Consider the following 21,377-nt stretch of genomic DNA (forward strand, 5'->3'; position numbering starts at 1 on the left):
CGTGAACCAGGGCTCAGCCTAGAGTCACGCCGAGGCGCGGGGTCGTCGTGTCGCGAAACGTTTCAGCGGGATCCGAAACCGTCGAGGTCGGGGTCCCAGTAGGTGTCGGGTTCGATCTCGTAGGCCTGTTCGCCCGAGCTCTCGGCCTCGCGAGGGAAATGCGGATGGTGGCGCAGCTGGGCCGCAGCGAAGGCGAAGTCCGGCTCGGGACCTTCCCATTCGGTCGCGACCGACAGGACGTCGTTCCCCACGCCGATGACGAGGGATGCCTCGCCGATCTCGTGATTCTTCTCGAAGACGATGGGGATCGTGACGGCATCCGCCCGTCCGAGTTCTGCGACGGCGGCGGTCAGGGTGATGAGAGCCTCCGCCACGTCATCGGTCGTGACCACGGTCTCGCCGGCGTAGGTGATGCATCTCATACCCCCACTATGCGTGGTGATACGCGTTTGCCCGGGGGTGTTGCGCTGGCGCCCCGAGCCGGATACAGCACCCCGGCCGTCAGGCGTCGGCAGGCTCGTCGACGATCACCGGAGCGACGTCGTCGACGGCATCCGACATCCGCCGGAGGAAGTCCACCACGTGCTCCTGCGCGTCGGGGCTCATGCCCACGGCGACGTCGTACATGAGTCCGTGCATGCGTCCGAGCGTCTCGCGCACCTCGCCGTCGGCGTGGGGAGTCGCTTTGACGAAGATGCTGCGGCGGTCCGTCGGATTGGCGACGCGCTCGATGCGGCCGGACTTCTCGAGCCGGTCGAGCATCGTCGTGATCGACGCCGACGTCACGCCCAGGTACTTCACGAGCTCAGCGGGCCGTGCCGAGTGATCGGGCTGGCGGAGCAGGAAGCGCAGCGCGAGCATCTCGTTCTCGCCCATCGACATCGAATCCCGCGTGCGGCGGCGCATGGCCGATTCGGCGGCGCGGTAGGTGCGGAGCGCCTCGAGGACGCGGCGTGCCCGTTCCCGCTGACCGGGCGACTCGTCGTACCAGTATCCGGCCGTCGCGGGCCCGTCGTCACTGGTCTTCGCGTCGGACACATTCACTCCCCGGTCATGACGCCGATTGCGCCGATGTCGTCGAGAATAGGTGATGAGAGAGGGAGCGAACTCGCCCGTGGCCACGTGTCCGCGGATCCGCTACCCTCACCCGACCCGGGGAGGAATCCGGATGCCGTTCCGCAGTAAAGAGACCCTCGAGGCGTGGGTGTCCGAGTTCCATGACGCGCGCGGCGCGGGCGACCGGATCAAGGTCATCGTCCAGGACGGATCCGACGGCGCCGACACGGGTCTCGTCATCGTCCCCCTCGAGCACGCGACCATCTCGATCTCCATGGAGCCCGTCGAGATCGGCGAGGCATCCTGGCGCGTGACGTTCGAACCGCAGCCCGACACGACGATCCTCAACAGTCATCAGCTCCACGGCATGGCCGCCGAGCTCGCCGTCGCCGCGGAGCTGTGCGCGTACCTCGAAGCGCGCTCCGTCGGTCACGCGGAGCCAGACGACGCCTGAGGCCCCTTCCTTCTCACATCGCGACCTCTTCGTTTGAGAGGAAGAGGTAACCAAAGCGGTCGATCCCCGCGCGATCGGGGGAAACACCCGCCCTTTAGCGTCGAGCCTCACACCCGGCTCCACGACTGAAAGGGATTCTGCGATGACGTACGTCAAGCCCACCGAGCTCGTCCAGACCGTGATCGACGCCGGCGCGTCGAAGGTCATGCTCTCCACCCGCGACACCCTCATCCGATCGATCATGGGCGGCGCGATCCTCACGCTGGCGGCCGCCTTCGCCGTCACGATCAGCGTCACCACCGGCAGTCCGCTCCTCGGTGCCGTGCTGTTCCCGATCGGGTTCGTGATGCTCTACCTGCTGGGCTACGACCTGCTGACGGGCGTGTTCGTGCTCGCCCCGCTGGCGTGGCTCGACAAGCGCCCGGGTGTCACGCTCGGCGGCATCCTCCGGAACTGGGGACTCGTGTTCCTCGGCAACTTCATCGGCGCCTTCGCGATCGCCGTGCTGATGGCGATCGTCTTCACGAACGGGTTCTCCACCCCGCCCAACGAGGTCGGACAGGCGATCGGCCACATCGGCGAGGGCCGCACCGTCGGCTATGCCGAGCACGGGGCGAACGGCATGCTGACCCTGTTCGTCCGCGCGGTCCTCTGCAACGCCATGGTCGCTACCGGCGTCGTCCTCGCGATGGTCTCGAAGGACGTCATCGGCAAGATCGTCGCGATGTGGATGCCGATCATGCTCTTCTTCTTCATGGGCTTCGAGCACTCGATCGTGAACATGTTCCTGTTCCCCTCGGGTCTGCTGCTGGGCGGTGATTTCACGATCGGCGACTACCTCATCTGGAACGAGATCCCGACGGTGGTCGGCAACCTCGTCGGCGGACTGCTGTTCGTCGGACTGCCGCTGTTCTTCACGTACGGACGCCCCGCGGCCCCCCACCGCGTGCGCGCCTCGCGCCGTGAGGATGCCGCCCGCGCCGCCGCGGCGGACGCGCCCGTCGCCGTCCGGTGACGACCGTGGCCCGCCCCGTAAAGAGCCCGCAACACGACGGGACCTCGGCTGCAACGTCGTCCGCCTACGGTCGCGACATGAGCTCCACCGGCCCCACCCCGCCCCACGTGGTCGTGGTGGGTGCCGGGATGGTCGCCCATCGTTTCGTCGAGAGCCTGCTCAGCCGCACCGACGAGGCGTGGCGGGTCACCGTGATCGGCGAGGAGCCGCGCCATCCGTACGACCGCGTCGGCCTCACCTCGTTCTTCGCCGGCGCGTCCGCAGAGGACCTCGAACTCGACGCGTCGCCCCTGGCCGACGAGCGCGTGCGCTTCGTCCGGGGGGCGACCGTCACCCGCATCGACCGGGGCATCGCCGAGGTCGTCACCGACCGCGGCGAGCGCATCGGCTACGACCGGCTGGTCTTGGCGACCGGATCGTACGCCGCCCGGCTCGCGGTGGACGGCTACGACCACGAGGGATGCTTCGTCTACCGCACCCTCGACGACGTCGAGGCGCTGGAGCGCTTCGTCGAGCGCCGGTCGGCCGAGCTCGGACGCCGGCTCACCGGAACCGTCATCGGCGGCGGGCTCCTCGGACTCGAAGCAGCCGGCGCACTGCAGGGACTCGATGTCGACTGCACCGTCGTCCAGTCCTCGGACCGCCTCATGTCGGCGCAGCTCGACCTGCCCGCCGGCGACGCCTTGCGTCGGCTCATCGAGCAGCGCGGGATCGGTGTGCGGACCTCGGCGCTGACGACGCGGCTCGATGCCGACCGCAGCGGTCAGGTGATCGGCCTCGAGTTCCGCGACGGCTCGTGGGAGCGCACCGACGTCGTCGTGTTCACCGTCGGTGTCCGTCCCCGCGACGAGCTCGCCCGCGCCGCCGGGCTCACGGTCGATCCGCGCGGCGGAGTCGTCATCGACGGCGGCTGCGACACGTCCGACCCGCGCATCCTCGCGATCGGTGAGGTGGCGAGCTTCGGCGGCCAGTGCGTCGGGCTCGTCGCACCCGGCTACGCCATGGCCGAGGTGGCGGCTGCGCGGCTGCTCGGACTCGAGGCGTCCTTCGCGGGCTTCGACGTCTCGACCAAGCTCAAGCTCTCGGGCGTCGACGTCGCCAGCTTCGGCGACGCGTTCGCCGAGACGCCCGGCGCACTCGACGTGGTCTACGCCGACCCGATCGCCGGGGTCTACAAGAAGCTGGTCCTCTCGGACGACGCGAAGACGCTGCTCGGCGGCATCCTGGTCGGCGACGCGTCGGCCTACGGTTCGCTCCGCCCCCTCGTCGGCGGCGCGCTCGGCGGCGATCCGGTCGCGTACCTCATGCCGCAGGACGGCGTCGCCGCCCCGACGGGCGAGCTGCCCGACGAGGCGCTGGTGTGCTCTTGCAACAGCGTCACGGCCGGCGGAATCCGCTCGGCCGTCCATGACGAGGGCTGCACGGACGTGAAGGCGATCAAGGCCTGCACGAAAGCGGGGGCGGCCTGCGGATCGTGCGTGGGCATGATCACGAAGCTCCTCGGCAGCGAGCTCGCGAAGACCGGCGCCCCCCTCAGCAGTGCGCTCTGCGAGCACTTCGCGATGTCGCGCCGTCAGCTCTTCGACGCCGTGCGCGTCTCGGGGCTGTCGACCTTCAGCGCGGTCATCGAGCGGTTCGGCACCGGGCGCGGCTGCGACATCTGCAAGCCCGTGCTCGCCAGCATCCTGTCGACCCTCACCGGTCGGCACGTGCTCGACGGCGAGAACGCGACGCTGCAGGACACGAACGACCACGTCATGGCGAACATGCAGAAGGACGGCAGCTACTCGGTCGTCCCCCGCATCGCCGGCGGCGAGATCACCCCCGAGGGCCTCGTCGTGATCGGGCAGGTGGCGCAGGACTTCGGGCTGTACACGAAGATCACCGGCGGGCAACGGATCGACATGTTCGGTGCGCGCCTCGAGCAGCTGCCCGAGATCTGGAAGCGCCTCGTCGACGCGGGTTTCGAGTCGGGCCACGCCTACGGCAAGTCCCTGCGCACCGTGAAGTCCTGCGTCGGCTCGACCTGGTGCCGGTACGGCGTGCAGGATGCCGTGGGCATGGCCGTCCAGCTGGAGTTGCGGTACCGGGGGCTGCGGTCACCGCACAAGATCAAGCTCGGTGTCTCGGGGTGCGCGCGCGAATGCGCCGAGGCCCGCGGCAAGGACGTCGGCGTCATCGCGACCGAGGCGGGCTGGAACATGTACGTCGGCGGCAACGGCGGTTTCACGCCCCGCCACGCGGTGCTGCTGGTGGAAGGCCTCGACGACGCCGGGCTGCTGCAGGCAATCGACCGCTTCCTCATGTACTACGTCTTCACCGCCGACCGGCTGCAGCGCACGGCCCCCTGGTTCGAGGACCTCGAGGGCGGCATCGACGAGCTGCGCCGGGTGATCTTCGACGACTCGCTCGGGATCTGCGCCGACCTGGATGCCGCGATGGCCCGGCACGTCGAGAACTACGAGGACGAGTGGAAGGCGACCCTCGACGACCCCGAGAAGCTCCGCCGGTTCGCCTCGTTCGTCAACGCACCCGCGACTCCCGACCCGTCGCTGGCGTACACCGCCGAGCGCGGCCAGGCGCGCCCCGCGACCCCCGAGGACCGCGATGCCGGTGTGCTCATCGCCGGGACGACACTGGAGGTGCGGCGGTGACGACGGTGATGCACGACACGGATGCCGCGGCCCCACCCGCGGGCTGGACGGCGATCTGCGCGGTGACCGACCTCGAGACCGAGCGCGGTCGGGCCGCCCTCCTCGGCGCCACGCAGATCGCGCTGTTCCTCACCCACGCCGGCCGCGTGCACGCCGTGCAGAACCTCGACCCCTACAGCGGCGCGCATGTCATCTCGCGCGGCATCGTCGGCACCCGCGGGGACGTCCCCACGGTCGCGTCGCCCATGTACAAGCAGGTGTTCGACCTTCGTACGGGCGTCTGCCTCGAGACGAACGGCAAAGAGCAGCACACCCTGCGCGTATGGCCCGCCGCCGTCGCGGACGGCATCGTCTACCTGCGGGGGGAGCAGTCATGACCACCATGCTCGGGCTCACCTTCTCGGGCCGCAGCGTCGTCTTCGTCGGCGGCGGCGCCGTCGCCGGGCGTCGCGTCGGACGATTCCTCGACGAGGGCGCGCTCGTGACCGTCGTCGCTCCCGCGCTGGGCGACGCGATGCGCGCGCACGTCGATGCCGGCAGGGTCGCGTGGATCGCGCGCACCGCCCGTGAGAGCGACGTCGCCGAGGCGTGGTTCGTGCACGCGGCGACGGCCCAGGCATCCGTCGATGCGACGGTCGCGGCGTGGTGCGAGGCGGCTCGCGTGTTCTGCGTGAACGCGTCGGACGGCGCTCACGGGACGGCGAGGCTCACCGCCGAGACCCGCTCGGGGGATGTCATCGTCGCGGTCGCCTCCGACGCCGGCGTCGACCCGCGCCGATCCGCTCGACTGCGTGACGCGATCGGGGCGGCCCTGCGCGACGGGATGCTGCCGCTCCGTCGCCGCCGGAAGGCCGCCGGGCGCGTGGACCTCGTCGGCGGAGGTCCCGGCCCCGCCGACCTCATGACCGTCCGCGGTCGACGCCTGCTCGCCGAGGCAGACGTCGTGATCGCGGACCGGCTCGGGCCCACCGACATCCTGGTCGAGCTCGACCCCGACGTCGAGGTGATCGACGTCGGCAAGGCGCCCGGAAACCACCCGGTTCCGCAGGAGGAGATCAACGCCCTCCTCGTCGCCCACGCCAAGGCCGGCAAGCGCGTCGTGCGCCTGAAGGGCGGCGACCCGTTCGTCTTCGGGCGCGGCGGCGAGGAGGTCACGGCGTGCCTGGCCGCGGGCGTGCCCGTCGAGGTCGTGCCGGGGCTGACGAGCGTCGTCTCGGTCCCCCAAGCCGCCGGCATCCCGGTCACCCACCGCGGGACCGCCGCGGGACTCCACGTGACGATCGGCCAAGGTCCCGTCACCCCCGCCACCCGCGCCGCGCTCGCGGACGACACGATCACGACCGTCGTGCTCATGGGGGTCGCCGCCCTGCCGAAGCTCGTGGCCGCCGCCCTCGCCGCCGGCGCCCCCGCGGATCGGCCACTCGCGATCGTCGAACGCGGCCACACGCCCACGCAGCGGACCACCCGCACGACCCTCGCCGACGCGGTGACGGATGCCGCGGCCGCGGGAGTGAGCAATCCCGCCGTCATCGTGGTGGGCGACGTCGCCGCCGCAGGGCTCCTGCTGCCCGCGCCGCCCGTCGCCGCGGGGACGGGGGAACCGCCTCGGTGACGACCGTCCGCCCCGCCCTCTCGGCCGCGCTCGGCGGCTGCACGATCGTCATCGCCGTCGATCGTCGGTCCACCGAGCTCGCGTCCGCACTGGAGCGGCACGGGGCGACGGTGCGGCACGCCCCCGCGCTGACGATCGAGTCGCACATCGACGATGACGCGCTCATCGGCGCGACGCGCGCGCTGATCGATGATCCGCCGGACATCGTCGTCGCCACCACCGGTGTCGGATTCCGCGGCTGGATGGAGGCCGCCGACGAGGCCGGGCTCCAGGGCGCACTCCACGCCGCCCTGGCGGGTGCGCAGATCGTCGCGCGCGGACCGAAGGCACGCGGGGCGATCCAGCAGGCCGGTCTCACCGCGGACTGGGTGGCTGAGTCCGAGACCTCCGAGGAACTCGGGGCGTTCCTGCTGGCAGAGGGCGTCGCCGGTCGCCGCGTCGCCGTGCAGCACCACGGGTCGGGAGCAGACGGGCTCGACGAGCTCATCTCGGCCGCGGGCGCCGACGTCGTCAGCCTGACGGTCTACCGCTGGGGGCCACCGCCCGACCCGGCCGCCGTCGCGCGCTCGGTCATCCAGACCGCGCAGGGCGACGTGGACGCCGTCCTCTTCACCTCCGCGCCCGGCGCCGCGGAGTGGCTCGCGACCGCCCGTCGCGAAGGCGCGCTCGAGGCGATCGTCCGCCGGTCGACGGCGGGCACGCTCCTGCTCGCCGCGGTCGGGCCGATCACCGCGGGTCCGCTCGTCGACGCCGGCGCAGCTCCGCTCATCGCCGAGCGGGGCCGCCTCGGCTCCCTCGTGCGCGCCGTCGTCACCCACTTCGGGGGTGGCGGCGCGCCTGCCCTGGAGACCACCGCCGGGCGACTCGAGCTGCGCAGCGGCGCCGCTGTCCTGGGCGGCGCGCTCCTCACCCTGTCACCCACGTCCGCCGCCATCCTCGCCCTGCTCTTCGCCGCGCGAGGCGGTGTCGTTTCGCGCGGCGAGCTCGCCGCAGCCCTCCCCCGGTCGGGAACCGGCGACAGCACCCACGCCGTCGACGTGGCGATCGCGCGCACGCGGGAAGCCCTCGGCATCCCGACCCTCATCCGCACCGTCGTCAAACGCGGGTACCGCCTCGATGTCGTCACCCCGGGAGAGACACCATGACACCCGTCCTCATCGCCTGCTCGCACGGCACCAGCTCGCTCGACGGTCGCGCCGCCATCTCCGACCTCGTCGAGAACGTGCGCCTGCTCCTTCCGGGCGTAGCAGTGGAGGAGGCGTTCGTCGACGTGCAGCAGCCCGAGATCGACGACGTCGTCCGCGCCACCGCCCCGCGCGACGCGATCGTCGTCCCTCTCCTCCTGTCGACCGGCTTTCACACCAAGGTCGACATCGCCCGCGCGGTGACGGATGCCGGGCACCGCGCGACCGCGACCGCCGCGCTCGGTCCGCATCCCCTTCTGGCCGACCTGCTCGCGACGCGGCTCCGCGAGGTCGGCCTCGCACCGGGCGATGCGGTGGTGCTCGCCGCCGCGGGGTCGAGCGATCCGGCGGCATCCGTCGACGTCGCCGCGATGGCCGATCTGCTGCGGGAACGCGTCGCCGCGCCGGTGTCCGTGGGCTTCGCCGCGGGCGGAGGGACGCGCATCGACGCAGCCGTCTCTGCGGCCCGGGATGCCGGAGCCCGCCGCGTCGTGGCCGCGAGCTATGTCCTCGCCCCCGGCTTCTTCGCCGACGTCATCGCCCGGGCCGGCGCCGACGCCGTCACGACCCCGTTGGCACCCGACGCGGCCGTCGCCGCCGTCGTGGTCGAGCGCTACCTCGCCGCCGTCCGCGCTCCCGTCGACGTGGCCTGAACGGGTTTCAGCCGATCGGCTCGGCGACGTCCTCGACACCACGACCCGCGGAGCGGACCGCGCCGACCGAGGCGACGATGACGAGCGCGATGCCCACGAGTTCGAGGGCGGTGAGGTGCTGCCCGAGCAGCAGGAAGCCCGCGAGTGCGGCCGTCGCGGGGGCGAGCGCCATGAGGATCGCGAACGCGGCCGCGGGAAGGCGCCGGAGCGCGATGAGCTCGAGGGCGTAGGGGATCGTCGACGACAGCAACGCGACGGCGGCCCCTAGCGCGACGAGGTCGAGGCGCAGGAGCGCCGACCCTGCGTCCGCGATGCCGAACGGCAGCGAGACCACCGCCCCGACGGCCATCGCGAAGGCGAGCCCGTCGAGCTTCGGGAACGCCGCGCCGACCTTGGCCGACGCGAGGATGTAGAGCGCCCAGGTGACCGCCGCCCCGAGAGCGAACACGACACCGAGCAGGTCGAGGCGGTCGAACCCGCCGCCGCCGAGCGCGAGCACGCCGACGAGCGCGAGCCCCGCCCAGATCCACGCCGAGGCCCGCCGACTCGCGATGATCGACAGAGTGAGCGGCCCCAGCACCTCGATCGTCACCGTCACCCCGAGGGGGAGCCGTTCGAGGGCGAGGTAGAAGAACCCGTTCATCACGGCCAAGGCGAGACCGAGTTGGATGACGCCCACCCACGCCGCGCGCGTCCGTCCCCGCCACGATGGGCGGGCGATGAGACCGAGGATGAGGGCAGAGAAGACCAGCCGCAGCATCACCATGCCGAGCGGGCCGACCTGAGGGAACAGCACGACGGCGAGAGAGGCACCCACCTCTTGGCAGCACAGACCCACGACGACCAGCCCGATGGCGGTCGTCGACGTGCTGCGCGCGTTCACCCGCCGCAGATGGCGTAACCGGCGAGCTCCTCGCCGAGGCTCTCGACCGTCCACGGCAGGCCGACCTCGGGCGCCGTGCGGCCGTCGGCGGCCGGCGCCTTCGACGCGAGTGCCGCGAGCTGCCACGCGAGCAGGCGCGCGACGTTCGACGACGCCCGTGAGTCGTTCAGCACGACGACCACCGACATGCCGGTCTGGCGGTCGGCGAAGGCGGCCACCATGTAACCGGGGAGCGAGCCGTACTGCCCGACGAGGCTGCCGCCCTGATAGGCGCCGCCCTTCGCCGTGAACCAGGTGGGCAGGCTGTCGCTGATGGGCGGGGCGCCCTCGAACCGCTGGTCGGTGTCGTAGGGGCGCGCGCCGACGGCGAGAGCCCGGACGTAGGTCGACAGGTCCGACACGGTCGAGACCGCGCCCGCGGCGGACGAGCCCACGCTCGAGGTCAGATCCGTCATGTCGAGCGGAGCCTCGCAGTTCGGCTTGCCGTCCTCACCCGAGTCGAGGTACGACCCCTTGAGGCGGTCGCCGCCGCCGATGCCCATCGGCACCGACGTCGAGCTCATGCCGAGCGGCTGGAAGACATACTCGTCGTACAGCTCGTCGAGGGACTGCCCCGACGCGCGCTCGAGGACGAGGCCGAGGAGCACGTAGCCGGTGTCGGACTCGCCGAAACGCGCTCCGGGCGCGAACGACGCCGGCTGCCCGAGGCCGTAGGCGACGAGCTCGCGCGGGTTCCAGACGCGCTCGGGCACCTTGAGCACACGCGAGAAGATCTCGTTCAGGTAGCCGTGGATGCCGCTGGTGCTGTCGCAGAGCTGGGCCAGCGTGACCGTGCTCTCGCCGGGGTACGAGTCGAGCCACTTCCCGATGGTGTCGTCGAGCTTGACCGTGCCCTTCTCGACGAGGGCGTAGAGCAGGTCGCACGTCATGGGACGGGTCGCGTTGACCGCTTTGAACGTCATCGACGGGTCGACCTTGGGCCCTCCGACGCCGGAGGTGCCGACGCCCGCGGTCCACTCGCCCGACCAGGGCACCGAGACCGAGACGATCGCGCCGCTGGCGCCGATCGACGTCATGGCCGTCTGCGTGAGCTCCTGCATCTGCGTCGTCAGATCGGACGGCAGAGCACCGTCGACCTGGTCCACACCGATGTCGACCCGGTCGGGTGCGGGAGCGCAGGCACCGAGACCGATCGCGAGGCCGAGCGCCGTCACTGCAGCGAGCACTCGCCTCGACACACGTCCTGCCACGCGCAGATCACCCCCGGTTTTCGTCTCAATGATTACAGCACACCCGTCCGCTCCCTCCGCTCGCGCACGTCGCGCGGCGACGGATGCCGCCTGTCAGCCCGCGTTCTGCGCCGCCCGCACCCCGGCCATGAAGCGCCGCACGTCCCGGTCGACCAGGATGTCGGCGGGGCGCAGCGGGCGCGAGAGGTAGAGCCCGTCGAGCGTCGTGAGCCGCGACAGCGCGACGTAGGTCTGCCCCGGGGCGAACGCACCGTTGCCGAGGTCGATGATCGCCCGGTCGTAGGTCTTGCCCTGCGACTTGTGGATCGTGACCGCCCACGCCAGCCGCAGCGGGAACTGCGTGTACTCCGCCACGATCTCGCGGGTCAGCTTGCGCGTGCCGGGATCGTACGCGTAGCGGAACTTCTCCCACACCGTCGGCTCGACGTCGTGCTCCTCGCCGTCGAGCTCGACGCGGACGGTTCCGCCCGCGATGCGCGTGACGGTGCCGATCGATCCGTTCACCCAGCGCGGGCCGTCGCCGCCGAAGCCGCCGATGTCGTTGCGCAGGAACATCACCTGAGCGCCCACCTTGAGCTGCAGCTCCTGGTCGGCGGGGTACGACGCGTCGCCGCGGCCGAAGTCGCCGCTGATCTCGGCACGAGCCGTCTGCGCGGGGCCCGGCAGGGCGTCGAGGTGACGCTGGTTGATGCGCGACACGATGTCGTTGCGGGTGGCCAGGGTGATGATCGGCACCTCATCCGCTGCCGGCTCCGGCGGCTTCCGCGCACCGGCCGCGTTCAGCGCGCCTGCGATGTCGGCGGTCACGATCCCGTGGCGCACCGCGTTCAGCATCGTCTTGAACGCGTCGTCGGACTGGCGGTGGATGTTGCGGAGCTCGGCGATGTGCAGCGGAGCGCCGACCCGCCCGAGGTCGAGCAGACCGTCGGAGCGGATGGCACCGGCATCCGCTCGAGGACCCGCCCACACCTGCGCGTCGAAGAACCAGAACGAGCGGTAGTGGTCCTGGATGTAGCGCAGTTCGTCGCCGCGGGGCGGCACCGGCGAGAGCTGGTACGGGTCGCCGAACATGACGACCTGCACGCCGCCGAAAGGCTCGGCGCGCTTGCGTCGCGCCTGGCGGAGCGAGCGGTCGATCGCGTCCATGACGTCGGCGTTGACCATCGACACCTCGTCGATGATGAGCGTGTCGATCGCGTTCAGGATCTTGCGGGTCGCCTCGGTCTGTTCGATCTCGCTGTCGGCGATGAGCCCGATCGGCAGCTTGAACAGCGAATGGATCGTCTGGCCCTCGACGTTGAGGGCGGCGACGCCGGTCGGCGCGCAGACGGCGATCTGCTTGCTCGTGTTCCACGACAAATGCTGGAGGAGCGTGGACTTGCCGGTCCCGGCGCGTCCCGTCACGAACACGTGCTCGCGGGTGTCCTCGATCAGACGGAAGAGCGCGTCCTGTTCAGGAGACAGGGGCGGCGTGCTCACCGGAACCATGCTAGCTACCAGCGGGGCTTTCCTAGACTGGGCACGTGGAACACGACGGTACCGACCAGACAGCGGATGCCGCTGCGCCGGACGCCACCGTCGTCGCGACCCGCACGGCCACCGTCGCGGGGCCCCGACGCCGACGCAAGCTCGCGATCGACCTGACGGTGCTGGGGGTCGTCGGCATCCTGCTCGTCGGCGCGATCGGTGCGAGTTCCGCCGTGCTCTACCGACAGCTCTACAGCCCGACCGCGTTCGTCCTGGACTACCTGCACCTGCTCGCCGACGGACGCGCGACCGACGCGCTCCTCGTCCCCGGCGTCTCGACGACGTCGTCGACCCTCGCCGCGGCGAAGCTGCCCGCCGACGCGAGCGGCGCCCTGCTGCGCAGCAACACCCTGACGCCGCTGTCCGACGTCGAGCCGGTCTCCGAGACGACGGATGCCGACGGCACGACGACGGTCACCGTGTCGTACCGGGTGGGCGGCCACGCCGGCACGACGACGTTCGAGGTGGAGCGCGACGAGGACGAGAGCGGTCTCCTCCCCCGGTGGCGTTTCGCGCAGAGCCCGCTCGCGGTCATCGAGCTCGCGGTGCGCGGCTCGATGCAGTTCGAGGTGAACGGCTTCTCGATCGACAAGCGCCAGGTCTCGCCCGACGGCAGCGACGCCGACCCCCTCGAACCGATCCCGCTGCTCGCCTTCTCGCCCGGGCTGTACTCCATCACCGTCGACACGGCCGCCACGACGAGCCCCGGCGTCGCCGTCCTCTCGGACACGCCCCTCGCCGAGATCCCCGTGTCGTTCCAGGCGGAGCCGACCGAGAAGTTCGTCGGTGTCGTGCAGCAGGAGGTGGACGACTTCCTCGCGCAGTGCGCGACGCAGAAGGTCCTCCAGCCCACGGGGTGCCCGTTCGGCTACTACGTGCGCAACCGCATCGTCGAGCCCCCGACGTGGAAGATCGAGGAGAACCCCGTCGTGACCCTCGAGCCCGACGGTGCCGGCTGGGCGATCACCCGCACGCAGGCGGTCGCGAAGATCGACGTGCAGATCCGCTCGATCTTCGACGGCTCGGTCTACGACGTGAACGAGCTCGTGCCGTTCTTCCTCACCGGCAAGATCACGATCCTCCCCGACGGCACGGCGTCCATCGCGGTCTCGGCCGCCGACTGAGCGCGGTCAGCGCGCCGCTTCGCGCCGGGCATCCCGTTCATCGCGGGCGGCGATCTCCGCGAGTCGCGCGTTGTAGGCCTCGAGCTCCGCATCGCCGCTGCGATCGGCCTGACGGTCGCTGCTGCGCTGACGGCGCTCGTCCGAGCGGCTCCACTGCACGGCGACGACGATCGCGAGGATGAGCGTCGGGATCTCGCCGATGGACCACGCGATGCCGCCGCCCATGTACTGATCGGCGAGCGGATCGAGCCCCCACGGGCGGGCCATCGACCCGAACCATTCCGCGACGAACAGGCCCGACGACATCATGATCGAGATGCCGAAGAACGCGTGCATCGCCATGACGCCGATGAGGGTCAGCAGGCGACCGGCGTGAGGCAGCCGGTACGGGATGGGATCGATGCCGACGAGCGACATCACGAAGAGGTAGCCGACCGTCAGGAAGTGCAGCACCATCCACTCGTGCCCGAGGTGGTCGTAGAGCGTCCACCGGAAGATGTCGGTGTAGTAAAACGCCCAGAGCGACACGATGAACAGCGCTGCGGCCACGAGCGGGTGCGTGATCACCCTGGCGTAGGGGCTGTGGATGGCCCACAGGATCCATTCGCGACCGCCGCGCGTGCCGTCGTCCCGCTTGCGGATCGCGCGGGAGGCGAGGGTGATGGGGGCTCCGAAGACGAGGCACATCGGGATCGCCATCGACAGCAGCATGTGGCCCACCATGTGCATGCTGAACAGGTAGTCCTGGTACGCGTTGACGGGACCGCAGGTGACGTAGAAGAGGAGCACCAGGCCGGTGATCCAGAGCACCGTGCGGCCGATCGGCCAGCGGTCGCCGCGGCGGGCGAGGCGGCGGACCCCCGCGAGGTAGAAGAACAGTCCGAAGCCGACGGCGAAGGCCCAGATCAGGTCGACGTCCCACGCCGTGAAGAAGCGATCGATGGTGAGCTCGGGCGGAAGGGCCGAGCCCGTCAGCACCTCGGCCGGCGTGCGATCGAGCGGCAGCGTGGTGTCGACGGGCGGCGGCGTGAGTGACAGGGCGACGGCGGCGCCGGAGGCGATCCCCATGAACACGACCTCGAGGAGGACGAGCGTCCAGAAGCGGGCCGCGACGGCGGTGTCACGGATGCCGGCGATCAACCGACGCCGGTAGACGGCACCCAGGACGCCCATGGCCAGCAGCGCGACGACCTTCACGATGAGGATCGCGCCGTAGGCCGAGAAGAGGTTCTGGAACGAGAGGATGCCGATGGCCGCCCGCGCGATGCCCGACAGGGTCACGACGACGAAGGCGGCGAGGGCGATGCTCGAGTAGCGCTGCAGGGCGTCGGCGAGCCGGTCACGCGTCAGCAGCGGGCGCAGGAGGATCAGCAGGAGCAGCCCGCCCAGCCACGCCGCCGCGGCGATGATGTGGAGGGCGAGCGAGGTGACCGCGATGTTGTGGTTCGCCTCGCTGCCGGTGTGGCCGGCCGTCGCCATCGGCACCATGGCGGCGATCGCGAGCACGGCGACGAGGAGGGTGGGCAGCCACCCGCGGACGGCGAAGGCCAGCACGGTGAGGACCGCTCCGGCGACGGTGGTCATGAGCCACGCACGACCGGGGTCGGTGTCGACGAGGAAGCGACCGAGCTGCTCGCCGAACGCGGCGTCGGCGCTCGGCCGCGCGGGGATCACCTTGAGGAACGTCAGGTACCCGGTGACACCGCTCGCGACGGTGAGGATCGCGGCGCCGGCAGAGGCGGCATCCAGGGCGAAGTCGAACTCCTTCGACCCGGCGACCAGCGAGAAGAGGGCCAGGACGAGTGAGCCGACGAGCACAGCAGCCGACAGGTTGACCGTGAGCTCGGTGACCGGCAGCACCCAGCGGACGACGGGGCCGGGATCGCCGATGACGAGGGGCGTCGCGCCGCCGCCGTAGGCCAGACCCAGCAGGAGCGCGATCAGACCGGCGCCTGCGAGGATCGCGGGCCCGGCGAAGCGGAGAGCACGCGGATTCACCCTGCAAGCCTACGCGCGGGCAGGTGGGGGAACGCCGAAGGGGGATGCCTCGCGGCATCCCCCTTCGTACGACTGCAGCGTCTTACTTGACGGCAGCCTTCAGCTTCGAGCCGGCGCTGACCTTGACGCGCTTGCCGGCGGGGATGTTGATCTCGGCACCCGTCTGCGGGTTGCGGCCGGTGCGAGCGGAGGTCTCGACCTGCTCGAACGCGATCCAGCCCGGGATCGAGACCTTCTCGCCCTTGGCGACAGCCTCGGACACGGACGCGAACAGGCCGTCGACGACGCGCGAGACGGTGGCCTGGCTCTCGCCGGTGGCGCTGGCGATGCTGGCGACGAGTTCGGTCTTGGTGATGGCCATGGTGCTCCTCCAGACGGCGGATCGCCGTCTTCAGTTACTCGGACCGACGGGGTGACCGCCGGTTGGTCGTTGCGACCGGTCCCGAATATACCCACGAACCCCGTGATTCCGCGGATTTTCGGTCATCTGGGCCGTAATCGGACGGCGTGTCGCGTGTCGGATGTGACTTTTGAGGCGAATGAGGCCGTTTCGGCCGGATTCCGCGGAATTCCGCGGAGGGGGTTGCTTTCGCGTGCCGTGTTTGCGTGTGCGTCCGCCTGTTGCGGGATTCGGACGATGTTGTCGGATTCGGACCGGGGAGCGCTCTCCCGTCCGAATCCGGCGCACATGTCCGAATCCGGGTCAGTCGCGGGCGAATTCGTCGGCCGCGTCGCAGGCGAGCTGCGCGGATGCCGGACCGCCGTGCCCCTCCTCCTCGAGGATGTGCAGCCGGCTGCCCGGCCACGCCTTGTGCAGCAGCCACGGCGTGAGGGCGGGCCCGCTCACGTCGCGCCGGCCGTGGATGAGGACGCCCGGGATGCCGGTGAGCCGGTCCATCCGCTCGAGGACGGGCGCGTCGAGGAAGCAGTCCTGCGACCAGTAGTGCGTGACGAGGGTCGCGAAGTTCTCGCGCGTGCGCGGGTCGTCGTGCAGCGGGCCGGGTGTCGCCCAGGGCGAGAGGGCGATGTGCGCCGACTCCCATGCATCCCACGCGTCGGCCGCACGGGTGCGGACGGCCGGGTCGGGGTCGCGCAGCATCTGTGCGTAGGCGTCGACGACGCGTTCACCCGCAGGCACGAGGTCTCCGAGCCGGTCGCGGGCCTCGGGGAAGATGCGTCCCACCCCGTCGGTGATCCACTCGATCTCGTCGCGCGCACCAGCGGTGACAGCGAGGAGGATGATCTCGCTCACCCGCTCGGGGTGGGCATGCGCGTACGCGAGGGCGAGGGTAGACCCCCACGAGACGCCGTAGAGGAGCCAGCGGTCGATGCCGAGGTGCTCGCGGAGCGCCTCGATGTCGGCGATGAGCGCGGGCGTGGTGTTGGCGTCGAGGTTCTCGAGGTCGTCGATCGCCCAGGGCGTGCTGGCGCCGCATCCGCGCTGGTCGAGACCGACGATGCGATAGCGCTCGGGGTCGAACACGCGCCGGTAGCCGCCCTTGCCGAGGCCGCCGCCGGGTCCGCCGTGCAGGTAGAGGGCGGCGCGGCCGGTGTCGGAGCCCGAGACCTCCCAGTGGAGGCGGGCGCCGTCCGGTCGGTCCAGCATTCCGGAGGCGTGGGGCTCGATCGGAGGATGCACGTCGCGCACGCTACCAGTGCGCCTCAGATGCGGCGGAGCGCGGCGACGACGTCCTCCTCCCAGCGGCGTGCGGCCGGGAGCGCGCCCACATAGAGAGGGGTGTCGTGCGTCACGCCGAGGTAGCGGGTCGCGCTCGCGTCGACGCCGGCGTCCCGCAGCTTCGCCGCGTAGGTGGCGCCGTCGCGGCGGAGCGGGTCGTACTCCGCCGTGAGCACGACGGCGGGCGGAAGGCCGGCGTGCGAGGCGGCCCGCATCGGCGACGCGTACTGCTCGCGCGCCCGCGACCGGTCACCGAGGTAGGTGCTCGCGACGGAGCGCAGCTCGCGCAGCGCGATGAACGCGGGCACGCCCAAGGCGTACGTCGCGCGCAGGTCGATCCACCGGCCGGTGAGGTCGGTGACCGGAACCTCGAGGATCTGCAGCGTCGCCTGGGGTGTGCCGCGGTCGCGGTTGAGGAGGGCGAGGGATGCCGCGAGGCATCCGCCGGCCGAGGCACCGTTCAGGCCGATCCGGTCCGGGTCGATCCCGAGCTCCTGCGCGTGCGTGTGCAGCCACACCCACGCGGCGTGAACCTGCTCGATCTGCGTCGGATAGCGCTGTTCGGGGGCGAGCGAGTAGCCGACGGTGACGAGCACGACGCCGGAACGAGCCGCGCGGCGGCGACACGAGGCATCCGCCGTCGGATAGTCGATGCCCCCGATGCGGAACGCACCGCCGCCGATCACGAGGCACGCAGGTGCCGGGGTCGGCGCGGAGGCGGGACGGTAGATGCGGATGCGGACGTCGGGGTACCCCTCGACCGGCACGGTGACGTCGGTGGTCTCCATGTCGGGACCGGGGATGCCGGCGTTGCGCAGCTCCATGCGGTCCCAGTTGAGCGCCGCGCGACGGTGCCGCTCGCGCGGCGTGAGCGGCACCGTCTTCTTGGCTGAAGCGGATGCCGTCGCTGCCGGTGCCGCCGGTCGGAACCGCGCGGTCAGGTCGGTCCACGCCTTCTTCGCGAGGTATCGCCGATGCGTGCGCAGGCGCTCGCGGAAGAACGGATCCAGCGGCACGGTGCTCCCTCCGACCGTTCGAGCGTAGCCCCGGGCGCGGCTGATGGGACGGTGTCGAGGCGGGGGCCACAGGCCCGGCCGAAAACGTTCGCGCGGAGTTTCGGCGCGCGCGGGTTTCGGTGGGGGTTTTCGGCGGGTCGATCCGCGGCGTGTCGGACGCTTGCGAGGCGCTGCCAGCAGTCCGCCGAAAACGATCGTTTTCGGCGGGGGAACAGCGGCTTCTACGGGGAGAGGGGGTAGGAGTCCCCGAATCGCGCTAGCGCGGTCGAGTACCGGTCCCCAACGAACACCTGCGTCACGTCGCCGTACCACTCCCGTGTCGGGGTAGTCGCCCAAACACCCGCCGCGTTGATGAGCATCATCTCGAACTTGCGCTCTCCGAAGCCGGTGACTCTTCCGATCATGAGCGGGTCATCGCTGTCCGCTTCAAATCGAACGCCGAGCATCTTTCCGTGCCTGCTGGCGCTACTCAGGACGTCTCTGGTGGTGGCATCGGGCCCAAGCTGGAAGTTTGAGTCGGGACGACCGAGGACCTTCACAGCCCGCTCGATGTACCTGTTCTCCTCCAAATCCTCGACGTCGAACACATCGAGAATCCGGACAACAGTTACGCCGTCGACGTACACGCCATCCGACAGCTGTTGCAAGGCCACCCATTCATGCGACAGCCCGATCACGTATCCCCAGATCCGATCGAACTCCCATTTCCTCCGCCGATACACCCGGATCGGAAACTGATCTGCGAGGGCGCTCCCGAGCTCATGGGAGATCTCCGGTTTCGTCTTGGCCACGCCTCGATCATGGCCTACGGCGACAAGAAGCTCTTGGCAGCGTTGTCCTCTCTCGATGTTCCGGCGCCGCATGCCGGCGAGCGGGGGTGTCCAACGCCCGGGTGCCGTAAACGATCGTTTTCGGCGGGCCGACTAGAACCCGCGTGTCGGCTCACCAGTAAGAAGCGCGTCTCTGAGGCGTTCCTTCGCTTTGGCGTATCGGCTACGCGCAGTCGAGGCCGGTATGCCGACAACCGCTGCCGCTTGGGCGAGGGTGAGCCCCTCCCAATAGACCAACTCGATCAGCCCACGGGTCATCGAAGCCCTGCGGCATGGTGCTCGCGGCCCATGCGACACCGCCGATCGCCGTCAGCCCTGCACCCGACGCGGCCGCGGCCGCCAGCCCGAAGCGCCTTCTGCGCGGCATGCGGGGAAGCCCCTCAGCACGAGCCTCTTGAACGGCAGCCCGAAGGTCGTCGGCAGCCATCGTCGTGTAGGTCGAGGGTGCTGATCGCGTCAGCAGTTCGTCAAGCCGGTTCGGGTTCATTTCGCCTCCATTGTTCGGGATGCCTCCCACCCCGTACATGTCCGACCAACACGAATCTGTCCAAACGACACCTGACCGGAGAGGTGCCCCGCAGATCGGCCTGAATCCTGCTGCCGAAAACGCACGCCGAAAGGTGATTACGCACCACGTTTCTGGCAAGCGATCTGGCCAGGCGGGCGCACCTGCGCCGAAAACGATCGTTTTCGGCGGAGTCATCCCTGTGGGCACTTCCGCAGAGATCGTCGTTCTCGCAGCGATGCGTGTGTCTTGATCGCGCCGCCCACAAGCCGACGGCTGACCCGACAGAGCCGTCAGGCAGCCGGTCGGGCGCTGTCGCTCGTCGCGACGATGGTCTGGCGGTACGCCTTGATCTTCCGCTCCAGCGCCGCCAAGTGACGCTGGACCTCGGCCTGCCGGGCGAGGACGGCCGAGTGGTGTTGTTCGAGGAGCGCAAGACGCTCGGCATGATCAGCACCGGCCCGGTACGCCGCCGCGTATTCGCGCATCTCTTGCACGCTCATCCCCGTGCCGCGGAGCATCACCGTTCCGGCGAGCCAGCTCAACGCGGCCGTGTCGTACCGTCGCCACCCGTCCGGACCACGGTCGGGCGCGGGCGCGATGCCTTCCTTCTCGTAGTAGCGGATGGTGTCGACGGTGATGCCGAGGAGGTCTGCGGCGACACTGATCGTGACGGGCTCGTCGACGTGGACCTCGGGAAGCAGCATGGAACTGAGTCTGCCACTTGACATGGTGTGCACACCAGTGTGGAAGGTTGTCTTCGCCCGGGGCACCCCGGCGAGGAAAGGACACCACATGCAACAGATCCCTCTCGGCTCCCAAGGCCTTCAGACTTCCGTGCTCGGGCTCGGATGCATGGGCATGAGCGCCTTCTACGGCGGCGCCACCGAAGCAGGCTCCACCGAAGCCATCCGTCGAGCGCTCGACCTCGGGATCACCCTGTTCGACACAGCGGAGGCGTACGGGCCGTTCGAGAACGAGCGACTCCTTGGTCGCGTCCTCGGCACGGACCGGGAGCGTGTGGTCATTGCATCGAAGTTCGCGACGGACTTCACCGACGACGGCGAACCAATCGGCCTCGACGGCTCCCCAGAACACGCGCGCCGCGCGATCGACCGGTCCCTTGGGCACCTCGGTACCGACCACGTCGACCTCTGGTACCTCCACCGTGCAGACCCGAAAGTGCCGATTGAGGAGACCATCGGCGCGATGAGCGAAGCCGTCGCTGCTGGCAAGGTGCGCTACATCGGCGTCTCAGAGACTTCGGCCGAGACGCTTCGTCGGGCGCATGCGACGTTCCCGATCACAGCGATCCAGTCCGAGTACAGCCTCTTCGAGCGCGACGCCGAGCACAACGGCGTCCTCGACACAGCCTCGGAGCTCGGCGTCGGGTTCGTACCCTTCTCCCCACTCGGGCGCGGATTCCTCTCCGGAACCGTCACCCGCAAAGACGACCTGCCTGAAGGCGACGCCCGCCGCAACCTCCCCCGGTTCTCTGACGAGGCCATCGAGGCGAACCTCCGCGTCGTCGCAGCGCTCAAGGTCATCGCCGACGAAAAGGGCGTCACCACGGCGCAGCTCGCGCTCGCGTGGCTGATCCAGGCTGGCACAGCGCCGATCCCCGGCACCGCCAAAGCCGCGCGCATCGAGGAGAACGCCGCCGCCGCAGACGTCGTACTCACCGCCAACGACCTCGAACGCATCGACGCCGCATCCCCGCACGGCATCACGGTCGGCACCCGTAACACCGAAGCAGGAATGGCACGCGACCGCGGCTGACCTGCACGCGAAGGCCCGCGACACCGAACAGGTCTCGCGGGCCGGCGTCGGATTCAACACCGCGCCCCTCGCAGCGATGCGCCGAAAATCCCTGCCGTATGGGGTTTTCGGTGATCGTTTGTGGCGCCTCTAAAGCGCCGACGGTTCCGGTCCCGCCAG

General features: G+C 70.3%; 21 protein-coding genes. 9 read left to right on the forward strand and 12 right to left on the reverse strand.

From position 1 onward, the window contains the following. Positions 1-62: 62 nt before the first annotated feature. Together MRBLMI1x_RS01740 and MRBLMI1x_RS01745 are read right to left on the reverse strand one after the other, a co-directional pair. Positions 63-422, reverse strand: coding sequence for a hypothetical protein (locus MRBLMI1x_RS01740; RefSeq protein WP_020098445.1), 360 nt, complete (start codon positions 420-422; stop codon positions 63-65). A 79-nt stretch (positions 423-501) separates the two neighbouring features. Next, positions 502-1,038, reverse strand: a complete 537-nt coding sequence (locus MRBLMI1x_RS01745) for a MarR family winged helix-turn-helix transcriptional regulator (protein WP_018187629.1) — start codon at positions 1,036-1,038, stop codon at positions 502-504. Between the two features lie 130 nt (positions 1,039-1,168). Here MRBLMI1x_RS01745 and MRBLMI1x_RS01750 point away from each other — a divergent pair, with 130 nt between their 5' ends. From MRBLMI1x_RS01750 to MRBLMI1x_RS01780, 7 genes are all read left to right on the forward strand, one after another. Beyond that, positions 1,169-1,510 carry a hypothetical protein gene (locus MRBLMI1x_RS01750; RefSeq protein ID WP_363455393.1) on the forward strand — a complete coding sequence of 114 codons (342 nt, stop codon included), beginning with the start codon at positions 1,169-1,171 and terminating at the stop codon, positions 1,508-1,510. Positions 1,511-1,652: 142 nt separating this feature from the next. Further along, complete coding sequence (locus tag MRBLMI1x_RS01755; RefSeq protein ID WP_363455396.1) at positions 1,653-2,525, forward strand: formate/nitrite transporter family protein; 873 nt, start codon at positions 1,653-1,655, stop codon at positions 2,523-2,525. A gap of 77 nt (positions 2,526-2,602) precedes the next feature. Next, entirely contained in the window at positions 2,603-5,179 is a 2,577-nt protein-coding gene (gene nirB, locus MRBLMI1x_RS01760) for a nitrite reductase large subunit NirB (protein WP_363455399.1), read from the forward strand. Then, complete coding sequence (gene nirD, locus MRBLMI1x_RS01765; protein ID WP_363455402.1) at positions 5,176-5,556, forward strand: nitrite reductase small subunit NirD; 381 nt, start codon at positions 5,176-5,178, stop codon at positions 5,554-5,556. The genes nirB and nirD overlap by 4 nt, the downstream gene beginning before the upstream one ends. Continuing rightward, positions 5,553-6,791, forward strand: a complete 1,239-nt coding sequence (gene cobA, locus MRBLMI1x_RS01770) for a uroporphyrinogen-III C-methyltransferase (protein ID WP_363455405.1) — start codon at positions 5,553-5,555, stop codon at positions 6,789-6,791. Before nirD ends, cobA begins: the two co-directional genes overlap by 4 nt. After that, positions 6,788-7,936 carry a uroporphyrinogen-III synthase gene (locus MRBLMI1x_RS01775; protein WP_363455408.1) on the forward strand — a complete coding sequence of 383 codons (1,149 nt, stop codon included), beginning with the start codon at positions 6,788-6,790 and terminating at the stop codon, positions 7,934-7,936. Before cobA ends, MRBLMI1x_RS01775 begins: the two co-directional genes overlap by 4 nt. Further along, positions 7,933-8,628 carry a sirohydrochlorin chelatase gene (locus MRBLMI1x_RS01780; RefSeq protein ID WP_018187636.1) on the forward strand — a complete coding sequence of 232 codons (696 nt, stop codon included), beginning with the start codon at positions 7,933-7,935 and terminating at the stop codon, positions 8,626-8,628. The genes MRBLMI1x_RS01775 and MRBLMI1x_RS01780 overlap by 4 nt, the downstream gene beginning before the upstream one ends. Before the next feature lie 7 nt (positions 8,629-8,635). Here MRBLMI1x_RS01780 and MRBLMI1x_RS01785 read toward each other — a convergent pair whose 3' ends face one another. From MRBLMI1x_RS01785 to MRBLMI1x_RS01795, 3 genes are all read right to left on the reverse strand, one after another. After that, on the reverse strand, positions 8,636-9,511 hold the full coding sequence (locus MRBLMI1x_RS01785) for an EamA family transporter (protein ID WP_020098438.1): 876 nt from the start codon (positions 9,509-9,511) through the stop codon (positions 8,636-8,638). After that, positions 9,508-10,761 (reverse strand): serine hydrolase domain-containing protein, encoded by a 1,254-nt coding sequence (locus MRBLMI1x_RS01790; protein WP_363455413.1) that lies wholly within the window; start codon positions 10,759-10,761, stop codon positions 9,508-9,510. Before MRBLMI1x_RS01790 ends, MRBLMI1x_RS01785 begins: the two co-directional genes overlap by 4 nt. Before the next feature lie 93 nt (positions 10,762-10,854). Further along, entirely contained in the window at positions 10,855-12,249 is a 1,395-nt protein-coding gene (locus MRBLMI1x_RS01795; protein WP_018187639.1) for an ATP-dependent DNA helicase, read from the reverse strand. Between the two features lie 35 nt (positions 12,250-12,284). Here MRBLMI1x_RS01795 and MRBLMI1x_RS01800 point away from each other — a divergent pair, with 35 nt between their 5' ends. Next, positions 12,285-13,412: a hypothetical protein gene (locus MRBLMI1x_RS01800; RefSeq protein WP_363455417.1), complete on the forward strand. Its 1,128-nt coding sequence runs from the start codon at positions 12,285-12,287 to the stop codon at positions 13,410-13,412. 6 nt (positions 13,413-13,418) lie between these two features. Here MRBLMI1x_RS01800 and MRBLMI1x_RS01805 read toward each other — a convergent pair whose 3' ends face one another. The 7 genes from MRBLMI1x_RS01805 to MRBLMI1x_RS01835 all read right to left on the reverse strand — a co-directional run bounded on the left by MRBLMI1x_RS01805 (position 13,419) and on the right by MRBLMI1x_RS01835 (position 20,146). After that, on the reverse strand, positions 13,419-15,410 hold the full coding sequence (locus MRBLMI1x_RS01805) for a cytochrome c oxidase assembly protein (protein ID WP_363455420.1): 1,992 nt from the start codon (positions 15,408-15,410) through the stop codon (positions 13,419-13,421). A gap of 82 nt (positions 15,411-15,492) precedes the next feature. Continuing rightward, the gene (locus tag MRBLMI1x_RS01810; RefSeq protein WP_018187642.1) at positions 15,493-15,771 is read right to left on the reverse strand and encodes an HU family DNA-binding protein; all 279 of its coding nucleotides are present in this window, start codon (positions 15,769-15,771) and stop codon (positions 15,493-15,495) included. Between the two features lie 342 nt (positions 15,772-16,113). Beyond that, entirely contained in the window at positions 16,114-17,016 is a 903-nt protein-coding gene (locus MRBLMI1x_RS01815) for an alpha/beta fold hydrolase (RefSeq protein WP_116228448.1), read from the reverse strand. 56 nt (positions 17,017-17,072) lie between these two features. Further along, positions 17,073-18,104 carry an alpha/beta hydrolase gene (locus MRBLMI1x_RS01820; RefSeq protein WP_363455426.1) on the reverse strand — a complete coding sequence of 344 codons (1,032 nt, stop codon included), beginning with the start codon at positions 18,102-18,104 and terminating at the stop codon, positions 17,073-17,075. Positions 18,105-18,325: 221 nt separating this feature from the next. Further along, positions 18,326-18,895, reverse strand: a complete 570-nt coding sequence (locus MRBLMI1x_RS01825; protein WP_363455429.1) for a hypothetical protein — start codon at positions 18,893-18,895, stop codon at positions 18,326-18,328. A 132-nt stretch (positions 18,896-19,027) separates the two neighbouring features. Beyond that, the gene (locus MRBLMI1x_RS01830; RefSeq protein ID WP_363455432.1) at positions 19,028-19,192 is read right to left on the reverse strand and encodes an RNA polymerase sigma factor; all 165 of its coding nucleotides are present in this window, start codon (positions 19,190-19,192) and stop codon (positions 19,028-19,030) included. 540 nt (positions 19,193-19,732) lie between these two features. After that, positions 19,733-20,146 (reverse strand): MerR family transcriptional regulator, encoded by a 414-nt coding sequence (locus MRBLMI1x_RS01835; protein WP_055939212.1) that lies wholly within the window; start codon positions 20,144-20,146, stop codon positions 19,733-19,735. 88 nt (positions 20,147-20,234) lie between these two features. Between MRBLMI1x_RS01835 and MRBLMI1x_RS01840 the strand changes: the two genes are divergently transcribed. Beyond that, entirely contained in the window at positions 20,235-21,218 is a 984-nt protein-coding gene (locus MRBLMI1x_RS01840) for an aldo/keto reductase (RefSeq protein WP_363455436.1), read from the forward strand. Positions 21,219-21,377 lie beyond the last annotated feature (159 nt).

Origin of the sequence: Microbacterium sp. LMI1x-1-1.1, assembly GCF_040676205.1 — a bacterium.
Classification (GTDB): domain Bacteria; phylum Actinomycetota; class Actinomycetes; order Actinomycetales; family Microbacteriaceae; genus Microbacterium; species Microbacterium aquilitoris.

Excerpts from the sequence above, each read along its gene's own strand:
- nirB (WP_363455399.1), top strand. The coding sequence starts at position 2,603 with ATGAGCTCCACCGGCCCCACCCCGCCCCACGTGGTCGTGGTGGGTGCC.
- MRBLMI1x_RS01815 (WP_116228448.1), bottom strand. The coding sequence starts at position 17,016 with ATGCTGGACCGACCGGACGGCGCCCGCCTCCACTGGGAGGTCTCGGGC.
- MRBLMI1x_RS01755 (WP_363455396.1), top strand. The coding sequence starts at position 1,653 with ATGACGTACGTCAAGCCCACCGAGCTCGTCCAGACCGTGATCGACGCC.
- MRBLMI1x_RS01840 (WP_363455436.1), top strand. The coding sequence starts at position 20,235 with ATGCAACAGATCCCTCTCGGCTCCCAAGGCCTTCAGACTTCCGTGCTC.
- MRBLMI1x_RS01795 (WP_018187639.1), bottom strand. The coding sequence starts at position 12,249 with ATGGTTCCGGTGAGCACGCCGCCCCTGTCTCCTGAACAGGACGCGCTC.
- cobA (WP_363455405.1), top strand. The coding sequence starts at position 5,553 with ATGACCACCATGCTCGGGCTCACCTTCTCGGGCCGCAGCGTCGTCTTC.
- MRBLMI1x_RS01810 (WP_018187642.1), bottom strand. The coding sequence starts at position 15,771 with ATGGCCATCACCAAGACCGAACTCGTCGCCAGCATCGCCAGCGCCACC.
- MRBLMI1x_RS01780 (WP_018187636.1), top strand. The coding sequence starts at position 7,933 with ATGACACCCGTCCTCATCGCCTGCTCGCACGGCACCAGCTCGCTCGAC.
- MRBLMI1x_RS01750 (WP_363455393.1), top strand. The coding sequence starts at position 1,169 with ATGCCGTTCCGCAGTAAAGAGACCCTCGAGGCGTGGGTGTCCGAGTTC.
- MRBLMI1x_RS01740 (WP_020098445.1), bottom strand. The coding sequence starts at position 422 with ATGAGATGCATCACCTACGCCGGCGAGACCGTGGTCACGACCGATGAC.
- MRBLMI1x_RS01830 (WP_363455432.1), bottom strand. The coding sequence starts at position 19,192 with ATGACCCGTGGGCTGATCGAGTTGGTCTATTGGGAGGGGCTCACCCTC.
- MRBLMI1x_RS01835 (WP_055939212.1), bottom strand. The coding sequence starts at position 20,146 with ATGCTGCTTCCCGAGGTCCACGTCGACGAGCCCGTCACGATCAGTGTC.